The sequence below is a fragment of the Mycolicibacterium gilvum genome, from assembly GCF_900454025.1.
In the GTDB taxonomy this organism is placed as follows: Bacteria; Actinomycetota; Actinomycetes; order Mycobacteriales; family Mycobacteriaceae; genus Mycobacterium; species Mycobacterium gilvum.
The window spans coordinates 256,199-276,712 of the sequence record NZ_UGQM01000001.1 but is presented as its reverse complement, the minus strand read 5'-3'; the positions used below and the strand labels follow the sequence as shown (position 1 = coordinate 276,712).

Annotated in this window: 18 protein-coding genes; 8 read left to right on the top strand and 10 right to left on the bottom strand. The window is 69.6% G+C overall.

What is annotated here, in order from left to right:
- Window positions 1-224: 224 nt before the first annotated feature.
- The 4 genes from DYE23_RS01290 to DYE23_RS01275 form a co-directional block, all read right to left on the bottom strand.
- Window positions 225-1,145 carry a TIGR03564 family F420-dependent LLM class oxidoreductase gene (locus DYE23_RS01290; protein WP_115326277.1) on the bottom strand — a complete coding sequence of 307 codons (921 nt, stop codon included), beginning with the start codon at window positions 1,143-1,145 and terminating at the stop codon, window positions 225-227.
- Between the two features lie 184 nt (window positions 1,146-1,329).
- Window positions 1,330-2,334: an IS3 family transposase gene (locus tag DYE23_RS01285; protein ID WP_011891385.1), complete on the bottom strand. Its 1,005-nt coding sequence runs from the start codon at window positions 2,332-2,334 to the stop codon at window positions 1,330-1,332.
- Window positions 2,331-2,573: a hypothetical protein gene (locus tag DYE23_RS31185; protein WP_235660295.1), complete on the bottom strand. Its 243-nt coding sequence runs from the start codon at window positions 2,571-2,573 to the stop codon at window positions 2,331-2,333. Before DYE23_RS31185 ends, DYE23_RS01285 begins: the two co-directional genes overlap by 4 nt.
- Before the next feature lie 273 nt (window positions 2,574-2,846).
- Window positions 2,847-4,148 carry an acetyl-CoA C-acetyltransferase gene (locus DYE23_RS01275; protein WP_115326276.1) on the bottom strand — a complete coding sequence of 434 codons (1,302 nt, stop codon included), beginning with the start codon at window positions 4,146-4,148 and terminating at the stop codon, window positions 2,847-2,849.
- Window positions 4,149-4,298: 150 nt separating this feature from the next.
- Here DYE23_RS01275 and DYE23_RS01270 point away from each other — a divergent pair, with 150 nt between their 5' ends.
- Entirely contained in the window at window positions 4,299-5,651 is a 1,353-nt protein-coding gene (locus DYE23_RS01270; protein ID WP_115328830.1) for a 3-oxoacyl-ACP reductase, read from the top strand.
- Entirely contained in the window at window positions 5,651-6,499 is an 849-nt protein-coding gene (locus DYE23_RS01265) for a MaoC/PaaZ C-terminal domain-containing protein (RefSeq protein WP_011891414.1), read from the top strand. Before DYE23_RS01270 ends, DYE23_RS01265 begins: the two co-directional genes overlap by 1 nt.
- Here the strand turns inward: DYE23_RS01265 and DYE23_RS01260 are convergent.
- Entirely contained in the window at window positions 6,489-7,136 is a 648-nt protein-coding gene (locus tag DYE23_RS01260) for a TetR/AcrR family transcriptional regulator (protein WP_172527683.1), read from the bottom strand. The genes DYE23_RS01265 and DYE23_RS01260 overlap by 11 nt on opposite strands.
- Window positions 7,137-7,211: 75 nt before the next feature.
- Entirely contained in the window at window positions 7,212-8,411 is a 1,200-nt protein-coding gene (locus tag DYE23_RS01255) for a glycoside hydrolase family 3 N-terminal domain-containing protein (RefSeq protein WP_041787542.1), read from the bottom strand.
- A 200-nt stretch (window positions 8,412-8,611) separates the two neighbouring features.
- On the opposite strand from DYE23_RS01255, the gene DYE23_RS01250 reads away from it, so the two are divergent.
- The 3 genes from DYE23_RS01250 to DYE23_RS01240 are packed head-to-tail and all read left to right on the top strand — an operon-like array spanning window position 8,612 to window position 13,550.
- Window positions 8,612-9,097, top strand: a complete 486-nt coding sequence (locus DYE23_RS01250) for a universal stress protein (RefSeq protein WP_011891417.1) — start codon at window positions 8,612-8,614, stop codon at window positions 9,095-9,097.
- Window positions 9,098-9,151: 54 nt separating this feature from the next.
- Window positions 9,152-9,325, top strand: a complete 174-nt coding sequence (locus DYE23_RS01245) for a DUF2613 domain-containing protein (protein ID WP_011891418.1) — start codon at window positions 9,152-9,154, stop codon at window positions 9,323-9,325.
- Window positions 9,326-9,359: 34 nt separating this feature from the next.
- Window positions 9,360-13,550, top strand: a complete 4,191-nt coding sequence (locus DYE23_RS01240; protein WP_218566994.1) for a DUF3367 domain-containing protein — start codon at window positions 9,360-9,362, stop codon at window positions 13,548-13,550.
- A gap of 14 nt (window positions 13,551-13,564) precedes the next feature.
- Here the strand turns inward: DYE23_RS01240 and DYE23_RS01235 are convergent, their stop codons facing one another.
- Window positions 13,565-14,770, bottom strand: coding sequence for an acyltransferase family protein (locus DYE23_RS01235; protein WP_115326273.1), 1,206 nt, complete (start codon window positions 14,768-14,770; stop codon window positions 13,565-13,567).
- Between the two features lie 181 nt (window positions 14,771-14,951).
- Here DYE23_RS01235 and pgfA point away from each other — a divergent pair, with 181 nt between their 5' ends.
- Together pgfA and DYE23_RS01225 are read left to right on the top strand one after the other, a co-directional pair.
- On the top strand, window positions 14,952-16,157 hold the full coding sequence (pgfA, locus tag DYE23_RS01230; RefSeq protein ID WP_011891422.1) for a cell envelope lipid trafficking protein PgfA: 1,206 nt from the start codon (window positions 14,952-14,954) through the stop codon (window positions 16,155-16,157).
- 20 nt (window positions 16,158-16,177) lie between these two features.
- The gene (locus DYE23_RS01225; RefSeq protein WP_115326272.1) at window positions 16,178-17,935 is read left to right on the top strand and encodes an MmpA family trehalose lipid delivery protein; all 1,758 of its coding nucleotides are present in this window, start codon (window positions 16,178-16,180) and stop codon (window positions 17,933-17,935) included.
- Here the strand turns inward: DYE23_RS01225 and DYE23_RS01220 are convergent.
- The 3 genes from DYE23_RS01220 to DYE23_RS01210 are packed head-to-tail and all read right to left on the bottom strand — an operon-like array spanning window position 17,876 to window position 19,212.
- Window positions 17,876-18,136: a hypothetical protein gene (locus DYE23_RS01220; protein WP_013470430.1), complete on the bottom strand. Its 261-nt coding sequence runs from the start codon at window positions 18,134-18,136 to the stop codon at window positions 17,876-17,878. The two genes, DYE23_RS01225 and DYE23_RS01220, sit on opposite strands and share 60 nt — an antisense overlap.
- Window positions 18,137-18,994 (bottom strand): oxygenase MpaB family protein, encoded by an 858-nt coding sequence (locus tag DYE23_RS01215; RefSeq protein WP_013470429.1) that lies wholly within the window; start codon window positions 18,992-18,994, stop codon window positions 18,137-18,139.
- On the bottom strand, window positions 18,991-19,212 hold the full coding sequence (locus tag DYE23_RS01210; protein WP_235660294.1) for a hypothetical protein: 222 nt from the start codon (window positions 19,210-19,212) through the stop codon (window positions 18,991-18,993). Before DYE23_RS01210 ends, DYE23_RS01215 begins: the two co-directional genes overlap by 4 nt.
- Before the next feature lie 81 nt (window positions 19,213-19,293).
- Between DYE23_RS01210 and DYE23_RS01205 the strand changes: the two genes are divergently transcribed.
- Entirely contained in the window at window positions 19,294-20,514 is a 1,221-nt protein-coding gene (locus tag DYE23_RS01205; protein WP_115326271.1) for a cytochrome P450, read from the top strand.

Below are 20,514 nucleotides of genomic sequence, written 5' to 3'. Positions count from 1 at the left end.
CGGCGTGTCACGCGATTGTGTGTCTGCTCGCGGAGGGACCGACGGGCTCAACGGGCCCCGGACATAAGGGCGGGTTCGGGAGGACATGTGGGTGCGTCTCATATGGATCGCGCGGTCGGCTTTCATCCCTTTGCCGACTCTTTGATTCAGTCACTCCCGAACCCGTCGTGAGAACGATGCTACGCCTGGCTCAGACCCACGAAAAGCCCTGAGGCCAAGAAAATTCAGCCGAGTTCGCGCAGCAGCGCACGGGTGCGGTCGCGGCCCTCGACGGAGCTGTCGAACACCGCGCCCACGTACTCGTCGACACCCGCCGCACCGAGTTCGGCGATCCGGTCGCGCACGGTCGCCTCGTCGCCGATGATCGCGGCGTCCTCGGGGCCGGCGTAGCCCTCCCGGTCCAGCATCGCGCGGTACGACGGCAGCGTCCCGTACATCGCGAACTGGTCGGCCGCCTGCTTCCGCAGCTCGTCGACGTCGTCGGTGACCGCCACCGGCAGCGACGCGACCACCCGCACCGAACCGTCCGGCCGGCCCGCGTCGGCGGCGGCCTGACGCAGCGTCGGGCTGACGTGGTCGCGCAGGGTCGCCGGGCCCGTCATCCACGTACAGGTGCCCTGGGTGCGACGTCCCGCGAGCCGGAGCAGTTGCGGACCCAGCGCCGCGATGTAGACGTCGGGCCGCGGGGCGCCCGGGATCATCAGGGCACCGCGGGTGGTGACGGTCTCGCCGGTCGCGTTGGCGGGCTCCCCGGCCAGCAGTGGCAGCAGGCCGTCGAGATACTCGTTGAGGCGCCGCACCGGCTTGTCCCACGGAATGCCCCACATGCCCTCGGTGACCGCGGCGTGCGTCATTCCCAGGCCGAGGATGAACCGGCCGTTCGAGGCGAGGCTGACGGTCAGCGCCCGTTGCGCCATCTGCATCGGATGCTGGTTCTGGATCGGCACGACACCGCTGGCCACCTCGATGGTGTCGACCTCGTGCAGCGCCACCGCCAGGACGGTCAGCAGGTCGGGTTCGTAGGGCAGCTGGCTGATCCAGACGCGGCCGAAACCCTCGTCACGCAGCTGGGAGAGGTAGCCGATCGTCGCGTCGATCGCGTTTCCGCCGAAGGCGCTGATCTGTCCGAACATGCTGATCTGCATGTCTGAAATGTAGTCCTGACAGACAAGAGCCCCGTGTTGCCGTCGGGTCGGGGGGTCAGACGGCAACACGGAGCTATCCGGAGTATCGACGCTGCGACGACGGGCGTTACAGACCTTCAGAAATTTCCGCCGAAATTGCATTCCAGCAGGCGTCCACTCGACTTTTCCCTGCTGGCGGGCGATGTCAAGCTGCTTGGAGTCGGTCGGGGTCGTTTTCGGTGGGGAGGTTGATGCCGACGACGGGGCTGGGGCTTTTGGTTCGTGGACGGTTGCGGAACCGTTCGGGGTGAGCGTCGTAGTAGGCCTGTAGGGCGGTGTCTCGTCGGTCCCAGAGCTGCGCCCACGTGCCGTCGTGGACGGAGTCTGGGGTGAACAGTTCGACGCCGCTGTGGCGGTGATGCTGGTTGTACCAGGACACGTAGGCGCTCACCCAGGCGCGGGCGGAGTCAAGATCTGTGAAGACACCGGGATAGTTCGGTCGGTACTTCATCGTGCGGAACTCCGATTCGGAGAACGGGTTGTCATTGCTGACCCGGGGCCGGTTATGGGTTTGGCCAATCTTGAGACCGGCCAGGAGGTCTTTGAGGACCGTCGAGCGCATCGCCGGCCCGGAATCGGCGTGCACGACCGCGGGGAGGCCGTGCCCGGCGAACGCGGCTTCGAACATGTCCACGGCGAGGTCGTCGCATTCCCGTTCCTCCACGCGCCAGCCCACGATCTTGCGGGAGTAGATGTCAAGGATCGAGTACGCCTTGAACGCCACACCGCGCCACGGGCTGCGCAGGTCGGTGATGTCCCAACTCCAGATCTGTTGTGGTCCTGTCGCTTTGAGTACCGGCGCCTGCCGGGGCGTCTTGCTCGTCGAGCGGGTCGGTGCGACTGGGCGCGCACTTTGGTCCTCGATCGCGGCGGCGATCCGCCACCAGGAACGCCGCGAGGCCAACATCACGCCCTCGTCCCAGCTGGCGGCGAACGCATGGTCCACCGAGCTGCCCGCCTCCCAGCCGGCGAGGATCTTGTCTCGGATCACTGCCCGGTCGGCCTCATCGATGCGCGATGGGTAAGCCCGATGCTTCTGCGGCAGCGGGTCGCTGACCGGCGGGCGCGGGTTGGTCCGGTAATGCCACGTCGAACGCGACAGATCGATCATCGCCAGCGCCTGACGTTGCGAACCGATCGCCGCGGTCAACTCGGTGACAAGTCCGTTCTCGGCGTCGATGAATCGTCGAGATCGTGGATCGTCGGGGCTGCGTCGGGCTCGTGCGCGCTCATCGTGTGCAAGAGCCCGATAGCTTTTCCCAAAGCCTCGTTGGTTGCCTCGAGCTCGCGAACTCGCTCTCGTAGCTGAGCGAGTTCGGCCTCGTCGCGGTCCTGCCTGGCTGCATCAACTTTGGCCAACGCTTTGCGCAGCGCCGGGGGAACTGTCATCTCACTACCTTCTCGCGGAATCAGGCCACGGTCGAGGTCACCGCTAAACACTGCGGCCTGCCACCGTCTGAACTGACCGCCAGAGACCCCTGAAGCAGCAAGCCACGACCCCTTCTGCCCATGAGGCACCCGCTGATACTCGACAACGAACTCACGAATCTCGGCGATACTGAACCCTGCACTGATCGACACACTCATCCCCTTCGCACTGACTCCCACTGACTCACAACGAGCGTGGCAAAGAGGGTGGAATGCAATTTCGGCGGGGTAAAACTAGGCCTCCAGGATGGCCGTCACACCCTGCCCGCCGGCGGCGCAAACGGAGATCAGGCCCCGCACCGGCTGACCGGTTTGGGCTTTCTTCTCGGCGAGCTGCTTGGCCAGCTGGGCGACGATCCGGCCGCCGGTAGCCGCGAACGGATGCCCGGCGGCCAGCGACGAGCCGTTGACGTTGAGCTTGGAACGATCGATCGATCCCAGCGCCTTGTCCAGTCCCAGACGCTCCTTGCAGTACTCGTCGGACTCCCACGCGGCCAGCGTCGCGAGCACGACGGACGCGAACGCCTCGTGGATCTCGTAGTAGTCGAAGTCCTGCAGGGTCAGGCCGTTGCGGGTGAGCAGCCGCGGCACCGCGTACGTCGGCGCCATCAGCAGGCCGTCGCGGCCGTTGACGTAATCGACCGCCGCGGTCTCGGCGTCGACGAGATACGCGAGCACCGGGATCGAGTGCTGGGCGGCCCACTCCTCCGACGACAGCAGCGCCACCGACGCGCCGTCGGTCAGCGGGGTGGAGTTGCCCGCGGTCATCGTGGCGTCGCCGTTGCGCACTCCGAAGACCGGCTTGAGCTTGGCCAGCTTCTCCGCAGAGGAGTCAGGCCGCAGGTTGTTGTCCCGGTACAGCCCCAGGAACGGGCTGACCAGGTCGTCGAAGAACCCGCGGCCGTAGGCGGCGGCCATGTTGCGGTGGCTGGCCGCGGCGAGCTCGTCCTGGTCGACTCGCTTGACGCCCATCTCCTTGGCGGTGACCGCGGCGTGTTCGCCCATCGACATGCCCGTGCGCGGTTCGCTGTTGACGGGAATCTCGACGCCCAGCGATGCGGGCAGCTTGCCCACCAGCTTGAGGCGGTCGACGTTGGACTTGGCGCGGCGCAGCCCGAGCAGGACCTTGCGCAGGTCGTCGCCGAACGCGATCGGGGCGTCGGAGGCGGTGTCGACACCCCCGGCCGCGGCCACGTCGTAGCGCCCCCGGGCGATGCCGTCGGCCGCCGCGATCGCCGACTGCAGGCCCGTCCCGCAGGCCTGTTGCAGGTCGAACGCGGGCGTGTACGACGACAACGAGCTGCCCAGCACGCATTCGCGCATCAGGTTGAAGTCCCGGCTGTGCTTGAGGACGGCGCCGCCGATGACGGCGTCGAGCTTCTCGCCCTTGAGGTTGAAGCGGTCTGCCAGCCCGTCCAGCACGGCGGTGAACATGTCCTGGTTGGACGCTTGCGCGTAGGCGCCGTCGGAGCGGGCGAACGGGATCCGGTTACCTCCGAGAATCGCCACCCGGCGCGCTGTCTTGCTGTCTGCCACGTCTGCCTCCCGGCTTGCTCATGGGGTGTCCAGGGTCATACTACCCACCGTTCTTACTCTGGAGTAAGTTCGTGAGGGATGCGGCAGTGCTGGGTAACCCCTGCACCAACGCCGCAACAGATGTACCCGGATCCAGCGAAAGGCAGCACCGTGGCTTCCGATCTTCTCTCCCAAGTCGTCAACTCCGGTCCGGGCTCGTTCCTGGCCAAGCAGCTCGGGGTTCCGCAGCCCGAGCCGCTGCGCCGCTACAAGCAGGGCGAGCCCCCGCTGGTCGGTTCGCTGCTGATCGGCGGGGAGGGACGCGTCGTCGAACCACTGCGCGCAGCGCTGGCCGACGATTACGACGTCGTCGCCAACAATCTCGGCGGCCGGTGGGCCGACTCGTTCGGCGGTCTGGTCTACGACGCCACGGGCATCACCGAACCCGAGGGCCTCAAGGGCCTCTACGAGTTCTTCACTCCGCTGCTGCGCAATCTCGGCCACTCCGGTCGCGTCGTCGTCATCGGCACCACACCCGAGGAGACCGGCAGCATCCACGAGCGCACCGTGCAGCGCGCCCTCGAGGGCTTCACCCGGTCCCTGGCCAAGGAGCTGCGCAACGGATCGACCGCTTCGCTGGTGTACCTGTCGGCCGACGCCAAGCCCGCCGCGACGGGCCTGGAGTCCACGCTGCGCTTCCTGCTGTCGGGCAAGTCGGCCTACGTCGACGGTCAGGTCTTTCATGTCGGCGCCGCCGACGCCACCCCGCCCGCCGACTGGGACAAGCCGCTCGACGGCAAGGTCGCGGTGGTCACCGGCGCGGCCCGCGGCATCGGCGCGACGATCGCACAGGTCTTCGCGCGCGACGGCGCGAAGGTGATTGCGGTGGACGTCGAGGGGGCGGTCGAGGCGCTGACCGAGACGGCCACGAAGGTCGGCGGTACCGCGCTGACGCTGGATGTGACCGCCCCCGACGCGGTCGACCGCATCACCGAGCACGTCCGCGAGCACTATGACGGCACGCTCGACATCCTGGTCAACAACGCCGGAATCACCCGCGACAAGCTGCTGGCCAACATGGACGAGTCCCGCTGGGATTCCGTCATCGCGGTCAATCTCCTTGCGCCGCTTCGCCTTGCCGAGGAACTCGTCGGCAGCGGGCTGATCGGCGACGGCGGCCGGATCGTCGGTCTGTCCTCGATGGCGGGCATCGCCGGCAACCGGGGCCAGACGAACTACGCCGCCACCAAGGCGGGCATGATCGGGCTGACCGACGCGCTGGCACCGCAGTTCGCCGAGAAGAACATCACCATCAACGCGGTCGCGCCCGGTTTCATCGAGACGAAGATGACCGAGGCGATCCCGCTGGCGACCCGCGAGGTGGGCCGGCGATTGAACTCGCTGTTCCAGGGTGGCCAGCCCGTCGATGTGGCCGAGGCCATCGCCTTCTTCGCCAGCCCGGCCTCGAATGCCGTCACGGGCAACACGATCCGGGTGTGCGGCCAGGCGATGCTGGGGGCATAGTGAGCGACAAACAACCCTCGGGCCTGAAGAATCTCGCGCTGGCGGCGGCGGGAGCGCTGCCGTTCGTGCCGCGTGGCGACACCCTGCCCACCCGCACGCTGACCGTCGAGGACCTGAGCATCGACCCGGTCAACGTCGCCGAATACGCCGATGTGACAGGGCTGCGGTTCGACAACACCGTGCCGCTGACCTACCCGTTCGCTCTGACGTTCCCGACCGTGATGCAACTGATCACCGGGTTCGACTTCCCTTTCGCGGCAATGGGTTCGGTGCATCTGGAGAACCACATCACGCAGTTGCGGCCCATCGCGGTGACCGACACCGTCTCGGTGGCGGTGCACGCCGAGAACATGCGCGAACATCGCCGGGGGCTGCTGGTCGACATCCTCACCGACGTCAGGGTCGGCAACGAACTCGCCTGGCAGCAGGTGACGACGTTTCTGCACCAGCAGCGCACCAGCCTGTCCGACGAGCCGAAGCCGCCGCCGCAGAAGCAGCCGAAACTGCCACCGCCCAACGCGGTTCTGCGGATCACGCCCGCGCAGATCAAGCACTACGCGTCGGTGGGCGGCGATCACAACCCGATCCACACCAACGGGATCGCGGCGAGGCTTTTCGGGTTCCCGACCGTGATCGCACACGGAATGTTCACTGCCGCAGCGGTGTTGGCCAATGTCGAAGGTCAGCTCCCCGACGGCGTGAAGTACTCGGTGCGGTTCGCCAAACCGGTGATCCTGCCCGCACGGGCAGGGCTGTACGTCGATCGTCGCGCCGACGGATGGGACCTCACGCTGCGACATCTCACCAAGGGCCACCCGCACCTGACGGGCACGCTGACTAGCTTGTGATGACCGCCGTCGCGTCGGTGGCGTCGACGTCCCTGTCCGACGCTGCCGACGGCGAGCCCTTGAGACCCCGCCAGAACAGGTTGATCATCAGCTCGGACGCCTCGTGCACGTCGGCGTCGCCGGTGCTGACCCGCGACGCGATCGCCTCACCGGCGCCCACGAGCGCCACCGCCATCATGTCGAAGTCGGTGTCGGGTTCGGGAAAGCGCGTACCCGACCGCAGCAGGCGCCCCACGATCTCGATGATGCGCTCACGGCCCTCACGCACGGTGTGGGCGAAGGCCTGCGAGCTGGTCGCCTGCGTGTAGAGCACCATCCACGACGCGCGGTTGGCGTCGATGTAGTTCAGGAACGCCAGAACCGCGGTGCGCAGCAGCTCCTTCGGCGGTGCGGTGAAGTCGATGTTGCTGTTGACCTCGTCGACGAACCGGGTCAGCTCCCGGTGTAGGCACGCCCCGAACAGCTCCTCCTTGGAGCCGTAGTAGAGGTACAGCATCGGCTTGCTGATCTGCGCCTCGGCGGCGATCGCGTCCATCGACGTCTCGTGATAGCCGTTCACGGAGAAGATCTCCACGGCCGCGTCCAGCATCTGCTGCTCACGCACGGCACGCGGCAACCGCTTGGTTCCACCTGCCATGCCCATACCTTCCGGATACCGTGCTGCCCCGGCAGCGAACGCCTGCCGGTTACAGGGTATGCAATGGTCGGCCGGTCAGCCGCCGCACCGAGGTGACGGACCCTTCATCGCGACGATCCGCGTGACCGCCCCGTCCACTCCCGACATGGTCAGCTCGCCGGCACCGACGGCCTTCTCCAGTCGGTCCAGCACAGCCGGGACCTCACCGGTGGACAGCCACAGCGCCACGTCGGCACCGGCCTGCAGCGCGCGCAACACCGCCTCGGCCACCCCGAGCCGGTCCGAGATCGCCTGCATCCCGGACAGGTCGTCGGTGAAGACCACCCCGCCGAACGGCGGGCCGCCGTAGCCGCCGGAACGCAGCAGGCCGTACGCCTGCGGGCTGAGGCTGGCGGGATCGCTGCCGGTCAGACCCGGCACCTCGACGTGCCCGACCATCACGCCGACGGGCGCCTGCGCGGCCAGCGTCCGGTACGGGACCAGGTCGGAGGCCTGCAGCTGTTCGAGCGACGGGGCGACGACGCTGCCGACATGCGAATCGCCCGATCCGCTGCCGTGGCCGGGGAAGTGCTTGAGGACGGGCAACACCCCGGCCTCGCGCAGCCCCTGGGCGTAGGCGCCGGCGTAATCGGTCACCGTCGTCGGGTCCGCGCCGAACGAGCGGTCGCCGATCACGGTGTTGTCGGGGGCGTCGGAGACATCGACGACGGGCGCGAAGTCGACCGTGATCCCGAGGTTGCGCATCTTCGCGCCGCGGTCGCGGGCGATCGCGCGAACCTCGTCCGGGGTCTTCGTCTGGGCCAGCACCCGCGCGGAGGGCTGGGGGCCGATCAGGCCGGACAGCCGCGAGACCCGGCCGCCCTCTTCGTCGACGCTGACCGCCAAGGGCAGCAGGCCCGCGTTCGCGATGTCGGGCAGCGAGCCGTCGGTGAGCATCGACAGGTCCGTCCAGCTGCCCACCATGATGCCGCCGACGTGGTACTCGGCGGCCGCAGTCCGGGCGTCGGCGGCGCCGGTGACACCGACCATCAGCAGCTGCGCCAGCTTGTCGCGGGTCGACATCGCGGCCACGGCGGCCGCCGGATCACCGCAGACCGGGGCGGCGGGGACGACCGGCGCCGGAGCGGCCGGCACCGGAGCCGTCCCTGCGACCAGCGACGGGCCGGGGGGCGCCGGCTGCTCGGGCTCGGGCTGGGCAGACGTGCAGCCCACCAGCAGCGCCGATGCCGCCAGCACTCCGATCAGGGCGTGAGAAACGCTTCGTGGGGCGGGCATGCGTCCTGACAGTAACGGCATTGGACGCGTCGATCCACGTCCTCGTCGCCCGCGTCGGCCCGCCGGCGGGGTCCGCTCACCGGCCGTCGCAGGTCGTCGGCATTTCCGGCACATCGTGTCCGGCGCGCCAGAAACGGCGCTGACGGCAAGCCGGAACCAAATATCCTGATACCCGGAGGCAGCGGTAGACAGGAGCGGTGATGACGAGCCCCGTGCCCACGGACAAGAAGACGGTGATCGTCATTGCCTTCGACGGATCTCCCACCGCGCGCCGCGCGGTCGCGTACGCGGCACGGTTCCTGACCGCCGACCGCGCGGTGGTGCTGACCGCGTGGACGCCGCTGAACCGCGGGACGGACCCGCAGGACTACGACTACGACCTCGACGGCCCGCCCGATCCGCGCGACGAGGAGCTCGACATCGCACTGGCCGAAGCGCAGCGCATCAACGACGAGGGGGTGGAGCTCGCCGTCGCTGCGGGGCTTCCCGCCGAGCCGATGCGCCGCGCGGTGACCTTCACCGTCTGGCAGGCGATCATCGAGGCCGCCGACGAACTCGACGCCGATCTGATCGTGACCGGCACCAGGGCCACCACCGGTTTCCGGTCCCTGATCCAGTCGAGCGTGGCCGACCACGTGCTGCGCCGGGGGCACCGTCCGGTGCTCATCGTGCCGCCCGAGCCGTGATTGCGCCGCTCCGCGGCGCGGAGGCCGCACCGCCCGTTCTGCTAGGTTGGCCGCATGAATCGGTTCCTCGTGCCCGCCGCAGCCAGCATTGTCGTCGGCCTGCTGCTGGGCGCGGCTGCCGTGTTCGGTGTGACGCTGATGGTGCAGGAGGACACAAAGCCTCCGCTGCAGGCGGGCGACCCGGCGTCCTCGGTGCTCAACAGGGTCGAGTACGGCGACCGCACCTGATTCCCCGGTCGCTTCGCCACCGGTCTCCGATCACCTGACGCCCCCGCCGCTGTCCCGGCGCTGGCTGTGGGTTGCCGGTGCGGCGGCGCTGGTCCTGACATTCGCCCAGTCTCCCGGCCAGATCTCCCCCGACACCAAGCTCGACCTCACCGCGAATCCGCTGCGCTTCCTCGCGCGCGCATTCAATCTGTGGAACAGCGACCTGCCGTTCGGGCAGGCGCAGAACCAGGCCTACGGCTACCTCTTTCCGCACGGCACGTTCTTCCTGGCGGGCGACCTCCTCGGTGTGCCCGGCTGGGTCACCCAGCGGCTCTGGTGGGCGCTGCTGCTCGTGGTCGGGTTCTGGGGCGTCCTGCGCGTCGCCGAGGCGCTCGGCATCGGCACCACCCCGGCACGGGTGATCGGCGCGGTCGCGTATGCGTTGTCGCCGCGGGTGCTGACCACGCTCGGCGCCATCTCGTCGGAGACCCTGCCGATGATGCTGGCGCCGTGGGTGCTGCTGCCGGTGATCCTGGCGCTTCGCGACGGCCGCCGGATCCGGACCCTGGCGGCGCGTTCGGCGCTGGCGATCGCGCTGATGGGCGCGGTGAACGCGGTCGCGACGTTGACCGCGTGCCTGTGCGCCGCGGTGTGGCTGCTGTGTCACCGGCCGAACCGGGTGTGGTGGCGGTTCGTGGCGTGGTGGCTGCCGTGCGTCGCGCTGGCGGTGACGTGGTGGGTGATCGCGCTGCTGCATCTGGGCCGGATCAGCCCGCCGTTCCTGGACTTCATCGAGTCCTCCGGGGTCACGACGCGGTGGATGTCGCTGACCGAGATGCTTCGCGGCACCGGTGCGTGGACGCCGTATGTTGCGCCGACCGCGACCGCCGGGGCGCCGCTGGTGACGGGTTCGGTCGCGGTGCTGGCGACGACGCTGGTGGCCGCGGGCGGCCTCGCGGGACTGGCGATGACGCGGATGCCCGCCCGGGGCCGGCTGATCACGATGCTGTTGGTCGGTGTCGTGCTGCTCGCCTCGACCTACTCCGGTGGCCTGGGCTCGCCGATCGCGCACGCGGTGCAGATCTTCCTCGACGCCGACGGCACACCGCTGCGCAATCTGCACAAACTCGAACCGCTGCTGAGGCTGCCGCTGGCGCTGGGGCTTATCCATCTGCTCGGCCGCATCCCGCTGCCGGGCAGCGTCGGGCGCCCGGTGTGGCGGGACGCGTTCGCCCACCCGGAGAACGACCGTCGGGTCGCGGTCGGCATCGTGCTGCTGGCCGCGCTGACGGCGGCCACCTCGCTGGCCTGGACGGGCCGGTTGACGCCGCCGGGGACGTTCGACGCGATCCCGCAGTACTGGCATGACACCGCGGACTGGCTGGACGACAACAACACCGGGGGCCGGGTGCTCGTCGCCCCCGGGGCACCGTTCGCCACCCAGGTCTGGGGCAACAGCCACGACGAACCCCTGCAGGTCCTCGGCGACAGCGCCTGGGGGGTACGGGACTCGATCCCGCTGACACCGCCGGAGACCATCCGCGCCCTCGATTCGGTCCAGCGGCTCTTCGCGGCGGGACGGCCGTCCGACGGTCTCGCCGACACCCTTGCCCGTCAGGGTATTTCGTATGTCGTCGTGCGCAACGACCTGGATCCCGAGACGTCACGGTCGGCGCGGCCGATCCTGGTGCACCGCGCGGTCGACGGCTCGCCCGGCCTGACGCGGGTCGCCTCGTTCGGGGATCCTGTCGGGCCCGGCACCCTCGACGGGTTCGTCGCCGACAGTGGGCTGCGGCCGCGCTATCCGGCGGTCGAGATCTACCGCGTCGACAGCCCGGGGTCACTGACTCCGTATGTGGCCGAAGCAGATTCGATGGCGCGCGTGGACGGCGGGCCCGAATCGCTGATGCGGCTCGACGAGCGCCGCAGGCTCACCGGCGAGCCTGCGCTGGGACCCGTGCTGCTGACCCAGGACGCGGCGCGTGCCGGTCTGCCCGCCCCGCTGGTCACCGTCACCGACACCCCGACCGCCCGCGAGACCGACTACGGGCGGGTCGACGACCACTCGTCGGCGATCCGCGGCCCCGACGATGCCCGCAACACCTTCAACAGGGTCCCCGACTATCCCGCCGAGGGCGCCGACCTGGTCTACGGGCAATGGGACGGCGGCCGGGTGACGGTGTCCAGTGCGGCATCGGATTCGACTGCGCTGCCCAATGTCTCGCCGTCCTCCGGGCCGGCGTCGGCGATCGACGGGGACACCTCGACCAGCTGGGTGTCCAACGCCCTGCAGACCGCGATCGGCCAGTGGCTGCAGGTCGACTTCGACCTGCCGGTCACCAACGCCACGCTGACGATCACCCCGAGCGCGACCGCCGTCGGCGCCCAGGTACGCCGGATGGAGGTCTCCACCGTCAACGGCACGACGTCCGTGCGCTTCGAGGAGGCCGGAAAGCCGTTGACCGTCGCGCTCCCGTACGGCGAGTCCCCGTGGGTGCGCATCACCGCCACCGGCACCGACGACGGGTCACCCGGCGTGCAGTTCGGTCTCACCGACATCAACGTCACCCAGTACGACGCCAACGGCTTCGCCCACCCGGTGACGCTGCGCCACACCGTCGACGTCCCCGGCCCACCCCCGGGTTCTGCTGTGGCGCAATGGGACCTGGGGTCCGAGCTGCTGGGCCGCGCCGGGTGCGCCGAGAGCCCCACCGGTATCCGGTGCGCGGCGGCGATGGCACTGGCCTCGGAGGAGCCGGCGAACCTGAGCCGGACGCTGGCCGTGCCGGAGCCGATCGAGGTGACACCGACCGTGTGGGTGCGGGCACGGCAGGGGCCGCAGCTCGCCGAGCTCGTCGCCCAGCCCGGCACCACGCGGGCGGTGGGTGACTCCGACCCGATCGACGTGCTCGGCTCCGCCTACGCCGCCGCCGACGGGGACCCGGGCACGTCGTGGACCGCCCCCCAGCGTTCGGTGCAACCGCACACCCCGCCGTCGCTCGTGCTTCGCCTTCCCGAGCCGCGTAACGTCGCCGGGATCCGACTCGCCCCGAGCTCGTCGGCGCTGCCCGCCCACCCACGGATGATCGCCGTCGACCTCGGTGACGGACCGCAGGTGCGCAGGATGTCCGCCGACGGTACGCAGACCTTCGATCTGCACCCGAGGGTGACCGATTCGGTCACGGTGTGGCTGATGGACTGGGACGACGTGATCGACCGCAACGCACTGGGTTTCGATCAGCTCAAACCGCCCGGCCTGGCCGAGGCGACGGTGCTCGACGACCGCGGGCAGCCCATCGGCGCCGCCGACGCGGCCGCCAATCGGGAGCGCACCGTGAGCCTGCCCTGCGGCCGCGGCCCCGTCATCGGCGTGGCCGGAGAGTTCGTGCAAACGTCGGTGACCACCACCGTCGGCGATCTCCTCGCCGGCCGGCCCGTCCCCGCGCAGCCGTGCCGGGATCAACCGATCCGTCTTCCCGCGGGCCAGCAGGAGCTGTTGATCAGCCCGGGTGGCGCTTTGATCGTCGACGGAGTCCAGCTGTCCACTGCGAGAGCCGTTGAAATCGGCTCGGCGACAACATCGTCGGTGTCCGTCAACCGGTGGGGCCCCGCTGACCGCGAGGTGAGCACACCGCCTTCGGAGAGCACGCAGGTGCTGGTGGTGCCCGAGAGCGTCAACCCGGGCTGGGTGGCACGCGCCGCGTCGGGGGCCACATTGGACCCGGTGACGGTCAACGGTTGGCAGCAGGGCTGGGTGCTGCCCCCCGACACCGAAGGCCCTGTCACGCTGCACTTCACGTCCAACAGCACCTACCGGGCCGGGCTGATCGGCGGCCTCGCCCTGCTGCCGCTGCTTCTCGTGCTGGCGTTCGTGCCGGTGCGGGCGGGGGCGGCTGCGAGCACAGCCGCGCGGCCATGGCAGCCGCCCGCCGTGGCTGTCGGCGCTGCGGCAGCCGTTGCGGCTACGGTGATCTCCGGTGTGGGCGGACTGCTGGTCACCGGTGTCGCCCTCGGTGTCCGCTATCTGCTGCGGCACCGGGAGAGGCTGGTGGACCGGCTGACGGTCGGCGTCGCGGCGTCCGGGCTGATCCTGGCGGGCGCGGTGCTCAGCGGGAACCCGTGGCGTTCGGTCGACGGCTACGTCGGCCATTCGGCCGGTGTCCAGTTCCTGGCGCTGCTGTCGGTGGTCGCCGTCGCGGTGTCGACGGTGTCCGTCCCCGATTCCGGGCGCCCGAGGCGGGCCTGATCGAGACCCGCCGGCTACCGCGCGACCTCGGGCTCGACCTCCTCGGTGACCGACGAGTCCAGCGGCGTCGGGGCATTGCGTCTCTCCCAGCGCCGCAACGCGTTTCGACACGGCGACTCCACCAGCGCATAGCTGACCGCGGCGATCGCGAAGCCGAACAGCAGCGTCAGCAGCAGCACCACGGTGAAATGCCCGTTGAACGGGAAGGCGCCGATCACCGGGAACACCATCGCCAGCGCCGCGAGGTGCCAGACGAACAAGCCGTAGGACCAGCGGCCCAGCGTCACCATCACGGGGCTGCCGAGCATCCGGTGCGACGTGTCGACGCGGTCGAGCACCAACGGCGCCAGCAGCGCGCCGGCCACGATCGCACCCATCACCGTCTTGAGTGTCACCTGCGCGATCGACCCGGGATGCAGGCCCTCGCGGCCCGCCAGCGGGGACGCCGCGATCAGGAACGCCGTCAGCGCGAGCAGCGCCATCAACACGCGGCGCCGGGCCAGCCGGTGCGCCCAGCCGACGGGGCTGACGGTCAACTCGGCGAGCACCATGCCCGCGGCGAACCAGGAGAAGAACGCCGGCGGCCAGTTCCACAGATTGTGTCCGGTGGCGCCGTCGAACGGGATGTGCACCCACAGCAGGCTGGCCGCGGCGGCACCGATCAGGACCGGGATCCTCGCGCGCACCGGGACGCGGCGCGCGAGCAGCGCCAGCAGGGGCAGTGCCAGATAGAAGCTCATCTCGACCGAGAGGCTCCACATCTGCGTCAGCCCGGCGGTCAACGTCAGCGGCACGTAGATCTGCGTCAGGGTCAGGTTCGCCAGCCACACCGTGACGTCGGCCTTGGCCTCGGGCAGCAGCGTGAGGATCACCACCACCGCGACGAGGTAGCCCGGCATGATGCGCACGATGCGGGACCGCAGATAGTGGCCGGTCGACGGACGGGACCGTAGGCCGCGCGCCGCGGCGGCGTGGCCGCGCCACAGCAGGAAACCCGACAGCGCGAAGAACACCGCGACCGCGAGGTCGAAGCGGCCCAGGATGCGTCCGACGGCGCCGCCGCTCTGTCCGGTCTGGAACGCCACGTGGGTGATGACGACGCCGATGGCCGCCCATGCGCGCAGTCCTTCGACGGCCGGCAGGAAGCTGCGGGTGCCTCCGACGCCGTCGCCGGTCGCACCGACATCCCCGCGGGAGGACGCGGTTCCGGTTGCGCTCACGCCGATCAGTGTGCCCGCCGGGGCGTGCCCGTGGCGAAAACGGGTAGTCAGGGCTGCCGGTGAAGACGTTGTAGTAAACGCCGGCCTTACACAGTGCTGTTAGTGTCGAACCGACTTTTGGGCGTCTGGTTGGGCGCCGCCACCGCCACGCCCGTGGCGGCGCTCGAAGGGAGACACGGTATTGAACCGCGCAGTTGCGCTGAGGATCGCCGCGTGCGGAATCATGGGGCTCGGAGCTGCCTTGCTCATCGCCGCCCTGCTCTTGTCCACCTACACCCAGGGCAAGATCGCGAAGATTCCGCTCACCGTTGACTCGACACTCGTCAGCGACGGCACCGCGACCGCGTTCGATCCGGCGTCGCTGCTCGGGGAACGTTTCGTGGTCAACGAGGACGTCCCGGTCGTGTCGCAGCAGCAGACCAGCGTCGAGGCGCCCGCCAACGCCGACGTCGTGACGCTTCAGGTCGGCACGTCGCTGCGGCGCACCGATCAGCAGGGCGACAACGGCCTGCTGCTGGCGATGGTCGACACCGTCACGATGAACCGCGAAACCGCGGAGGCGGTCTCCAGTGAGACCAACCCGGGCGGGTCGGTGCAGAAGCCGCGCGCGATGGAGGACGAGAACCCGCCGACGAGTATCGCGTTGCCGCACGAGGGTCTGACGTACCGCTTCCCGTTCGACACGGAGAAGAAGACCTATCAGGTGTTCGACCCGATCGCCCAGGAGCCGTTCGACGCCAACTACTCCGGCGAGGAGGACGTCAACGGCCTGACCGCGCTGAAGTTCACCCAGAACGTCGGCTTCGACGCCGACGGCAAGCTGGTCGAGCCGGTCCGGTTCGCGTCGCTCTACGACGACGACGCCGACGCGCAGGTGACCGCGCGCGCGTCGCTGTGGGGCCTGGAGGGCGATCCCGAAGAGCCGATCACGATGACGCGGTACTACGCCGCGCAGCGCACGTTCTGGGTCGACCCGGTCTCGGGCACGATCGTCAAGCAGACCGATCGCGGCTACCACTACTACGCCCGCGAGGCGCTCAAGCCCGAGATGACCTACGTCGACTACACCGTCACGACCGACGAGGAGTCGGTGGAGTCCCAGGTGGCCTCCGCGCAGGACGAGCGCGACCGCATCTCGCTGTGGGGACGCATCCTGCCGATCACCTTCACCGCGCTGGGTCTGGTGGCCCTCGTCGGCGGAGCGGTGCTGGGCACGTTCAGCCTGCGCGCGGAGTCGATGCTGATCGATCCGGGACTCGACGGCGCAGGAGACCGCTTCTACGGCAAGCGGGACGAGGAGGGCGAGCCGGTGCCGGGCGCGGAGGCGATGACCGAGAAGCTCCCGGCGCAGCGACCCTCTGATCTGCCGCCGGACCGACCGGTCTGATCGCTCTCACCCGCGCGTCGGTGGCGCCGGCCTATGCGCTGGCGCTGACCGTCGCGGTGACCGCGCCGCTGCTGCAGCCCGGCTACCTGCTGCTGCGCGACGCCGTGTCGACGCCGCGGTCGTATCTGACCGACGCGGCGCTGGGTCTGACGCAGGCCGCACCGCGGGCCCTTCCGCAGGATTATCTCGTCGCGCTGGTCTCGACCGTCGTCGACGGCGGTGTCGTGGTCAAGGCTCTGCTGATCCTTGGGCTGTGGCTGGCCGGCTGGGGTGCGGCCCGTTTGGTCGCGGACGTACTTCAGGCCGGGGTGGCCGGGCAGTGCGTCGCGGTGACGATCGCGATCTGGAATCCGTACGTCGCCGAACGGCTTCTACAGGGTCACTGGAGCCTGCTGGTGGGCTACGGGTGCCTGCCGTGGGTGGCGGTGTCGATGCTGTCGTTGCGCGCGGGGTCCCCCCGGGCCGCCTCGCCGAAATTGCATTCCAGCAGACAAAGTGCGAGTAGTCGCCTGCTGGAATGCAAGTTCGGCGGGGTGGCGGCGGTGGTGTTCTGGGTGGCGCTGGCCGGGCTGACCCCGACGGGACTGATGCTGGCCGCGACGATCGCGTTGACGTGCGCGCTGGCGCCCGGTGCCGGCCGGCCCCGTTGGTGGTGTGCCGCGGTAGGCATGGCGGCCGCGCTCGCGGCGGCACTGCCCTGGCTCGTCGCGACGGCGGTGGCCCCCGGGTGGGCTGCTGCGGACGCCGGCCAGAAGGCGGGCGTCGAGGCGTTTGCGGCGCGTGCCGAACCCGGGCTGGGCACCCTGGGCAGTCTCGCGGGCCTGGGAGGCATCTGGAACGCCGATGCGGTCCCGGCGTCGCGGACAACGCCTTTCGCGATCGTGTCGACGGCGGTGCTGCTGGCGATCGTCGCCGTCGGTGTCCCGCTCCTGGTGCGTCGCCGGGTTCCGGTGCCTCTGGTCATCCTCGCGGTCGTGGCGGTGGTGGCGCCGGCCATGATGGCGACGGGCCCCGGTCTGCTCGCCGTCGAGGCGGTGATCGGCGCGGTCCCGGGTCTGGGTGTGCTGCGCGACGGACAGAAGTGGGTCGCGCTGGCGATGCCCGCCTACGCGCTGGCCGGCGCCGCGACGGTACTGGCGCTGCGTTCGCGGATCCCGACGCTCGCGACGGGTGCGGTGTGCTGCGCGGCCCTGATCGCGACGCTGCCCGACCTGGCGTGGGGCGTCGGCGGACGCGTCACACCGGTGGACTACCCGCCCGGCTGGTCGGCGGCGGCGTCCGTGATCAACGCCGAGCCCGCCACCGTCGCGGTCCTGCCCGTCGACAGCATGCGCCGGTTCGCCTGGGCGCCGGGCGCACCGGTACTCGACCCGCTGCCGCGCTGGCTGCGGGCCGACGTGCTCAGCACCGGTGACCTGACGATCGCGGGGACCACGGTGCTCGGCGAGGGTGCCCGCGCCCGTGAGGTGCAGCAGATGCTCACCTCAGGCGCGGACCGCGACGAGTTGGCGGCTGCCGGTGTGGGCTGGGTCGTGGTCGAGGGATCCGGGGTGCGGCTCGCGCTGCCGGAGTCCTACCGCGACGAGAACCTCACCGTGTACCGGGTCGGTGGCCACAGCCCGTCGTCGGCGCACCGCGGCGTCGTGATCGCGGCGCACTCGGTGTGGCTCGCGGCGCTCGGTGTCGGTCTTCTCGGCATGCTCGTCGCGCGACGGCGGTCACGCCGCGCACACGGACGGGAGCAGGAGGTAGACCGGCCACAGGCCGGCGACCAGTAGATAGGCCCCCACACCCCCGCCCGCGGGGATCGCCGACTCCAGCAGCTCCTCGAGGTGCCGCACCTTCGTGACGTTGAAGAACGCCCAGGTCAAGCCGATCACGAGGTAAGGGATCGCCATCCACAAGCCGAACTCGATCATTCCTTCGACCGAGATCCTGCGGGCCAGCAGGCTGCGGGTGCGGGTACGAAGGGACATCATTCAGACCAGCTGCCGGTGTCGGCGTACCCGCATCCGCACGTCGGCGAGCAGCACATGACTGCCGCCCTGGCGGAGGAACCCGGGGATGAAGCGGTTGACGAACGCGACGCTCAGGAACAGCCGCTCGAAGAGCCGCTGTCGACCGTCACCCCACGTCAGGCCCAGCGCGTCGCGGAACACCGGGGCCAGGAACCCGGCGGTGAGGAACTTCAGCAGCGGACGGAACGGAATCCCGAGGACGGGGTTGATCATCCGCAGGTTGACCAGGTCGAGCAGATAGGACCGGACGACGTCGTCCATCGCGACCTGCCCGCACGCCTCGTCCCAGTAGCGGTCGAAATCCGCACGCGTGGGCGGCCACTGGTCTTCGGTGACCTGCAGGGTGGTGCCGAGGGTCCATGCCGAGGCGTAGAACTGGTCGGCCTGCTCGGCGGTCATCTCGCCGCGCAGCAACTGGTAGGTGTCCTCCAGTCCGACGAACAGGCACGCCGCCACCCACATCTGAAGGTCGCGGTCGAATGCGTTGTAGCGCACCGGGCTTGACGGCGTGGACTTCACATGACGGTGAGCCTCGTCGACGGCGGCGCGGAACGCGGCACGGTCGTCGTCGGAACCGAAGATCGCGACGGCCAGGTACTGGAACGTGGTCCGCGCCCGCTTCCACGGGTGCTTCATCAGGTTGCCGGAGTCGACCTTGCTCTCGACCACGCCGTACCCGACGCCGGGCCGGGACAGCTGCATGATCACGTTGGCGGCGCCCGCCGCGAACGACCAGAAGTCCATCGCGTCACCGACGCGCACCGGGTCGTCGCTCCACCGCGCGGTGCGGCGGGTGATCTGAATCCTGTTGGCATTCATGGGCACAACTCGGCGATCAGCAGCACGGGCCAGAACACCACGGTGCCCACGGTCGCGGCGACCCTCTCCGCACCGTCGACGGAGGTGATGTAGCCGGGTTGCAGGACCGCGTAGACCACCCCGAGTACGAGGTGCGGCGTCACGAGCAGAACTGCGGTGCCCAGCCACTCGGCGAGGGTCATCTCGTAGCTCAGGAGTCGGCGCAGGTCGCTGAGCATGCCCATTATGTTAATGACTATTCACGGCTTTGTCTGCAATACCGGGGCGCGAATCAGACTGGCCGATCTACAGTTCGGCCTATGCCCGCAGACGCGATCACCCTCGGCGGGGCCGACCTCGCCGACCCCGACACCTATCTCGCGGGCATGCCCTACGACGCGTTCCGGACCCTTCGCCGCGAGGCGCCCGTCGCCTGGCATCCACAGGTCGACAAGCCGAGGTTCTGGGCGCTCACCGGATACGACGAGATCTACGCGGTGTCCCGCGACAGCGAGACGTGGTCGTCGCAGGCGACCGGGGTGTTTCTCGACGTCCCCGCCCCGGAGGACTCCTATCAGCTGGCCCTGATGATACTGACGATGGATCCGCCGCGGCACACCGCGCTGCGGGCGCTGGTCAGTCGCGGCTTCACGCCGCGCCACGTCGCCCGGCTGGGCGCGCGGACCGCGGACATGGCGCGCGCGATCGTCGACGACGCGCTGGCGCACGGCCAGTGCGAGTTCGTCGACGAGGTGGCCGGGGCGCTGCCGTCGTATGTGATCGCCGAGCTGCTCGGAATCCCGCTCGAGGACGGGCGCCGCCTGTACACGCTGACCGACATCATGAACACCCGCCCGCTGCACGACCCGGAGCTGGTGGCCGCGCAGATGCAGATGTTCGAGTACGCCGCCGAGCTCGCCGCCCGCAAGCGATCCGAGCCGGGCGACGACATCGCGACGGCGCTGCTGCACGCCGAGGTCGACGGCCGGCGCCTCACCGACCTGGAGTTCAACCTCTTCTTCCTGCTGCTGATCAACGCCGGTGGCGATACCACCCGAAACCTCGTCGCCGCAGGCACTCTCGCGCTGATCGAGCACCCCGATCAGTGGCGGCGCCTGGCGGCCGACCCGTCGTTGATGCCCACCGCCGTCGAGGAGATGCTGCGCTGGACCAGCCCGGTAACGGTGTTCAGTCGCACCGCGACCCGCGATACGGACGTCGGCGGGATCCGGTTGCGCGAAGGCGAACGGGTCGCGATGTTCTACCCGTCGGCCAACCGCGACGAGAAGCACTTCGCCGATCCCGACCGCTTCGACATCGGCCGTATGCCGAACCCGCATCTGGCCTTCGGCGGCGGAGGCACGCACTTCTGCCTCGGCGCGAGCCTGGCCCGAGTGGAGGCCGCGGCGATCTTTCGCGAGTTGATCACCCGCACAAGGGAAATCGGGCTCGTGGGACCGGTCGAGCGGGTGCGCTCGGTGCTGATGAACGGGATCCGTTCGATGCCCGTCCAGTTCACCCCGGCAGTGGTGCCCGCCTAG

Bases quoted from the DNA above. Each gene is read 5' to 3' on its own strand.
- DYE23_RS01290 (WP_115326277.1), bottom strand. From the start codon at position 1,145: ATGCAGATCAGCATGTTCGGACAGATCAGCGCCTTCGGCGGAAACGCG.
- DYE23_RS31185 (WP_235660295.1), bottom strand. From the start codon at position 2,573: ATGACAGTTCCCCCGGCGCTGCGCAAAGCGTTGGCCAAAGTTGATGCA.
- DYE23_RS01260 (WP_172527683.1), bottom strand. From the start codon at position 7,136: ATGGCAGGTGGAACCAAGCGGTTGCCGCGTGCCGTGCGTGAGCAGCAG.
- DYE23_RS01255 (WP_041787542.1), bottom strand. From the start codon at position 8,411: ATGCCCGCCCCACGAAGCGTTTCTCACGCCCTGATCGGAGTGCTGGCG.
- DYE23_RS01250 (WP_011891417.1), top strand. From the start codon at position 8,612: ATGACGAGCCCCGTGCCCACGGACAAGAAGACGGTGATCGTCATTGCC.
- DYE23_RS01245 (WP_011891418.1), top strand. From the start codon at position 9,152: ATGAATCGGTTCCTCGTGCCCGCCGCAGCCAGCATTGTCGTCGGCCTG.
- DYE23_RS01220 (WP_013470430.1), bottom strand. From the start codon at position 18,136: ATGATGTCCCTTCGTACCCGCACCCGCAGCCTGCTGGCCCGCAGGATC.
- DYE23_RS01215 (WP_013470429.1), bottom strand. From the start codon at position 18,994: ATGAATGCCAACAGGATTCAGATCACCCGCCGCACCGCGCGGTGGAGC.
- DYE23_RS01210 (WP_235660294.1), bottom strand. From the start codon at position 19,212: ATGCTCAGCGACCTGCGCCGACTCCTGAGCTACGAGATGACCCTCGCC.
- DYE23_RS01205 (WP_115326271.1), top strand. From the start codon at position 19,294: ATGCCCGCAGACGCGATCACCCTCGGCGGGGCCGACCTCGCCGACCCC.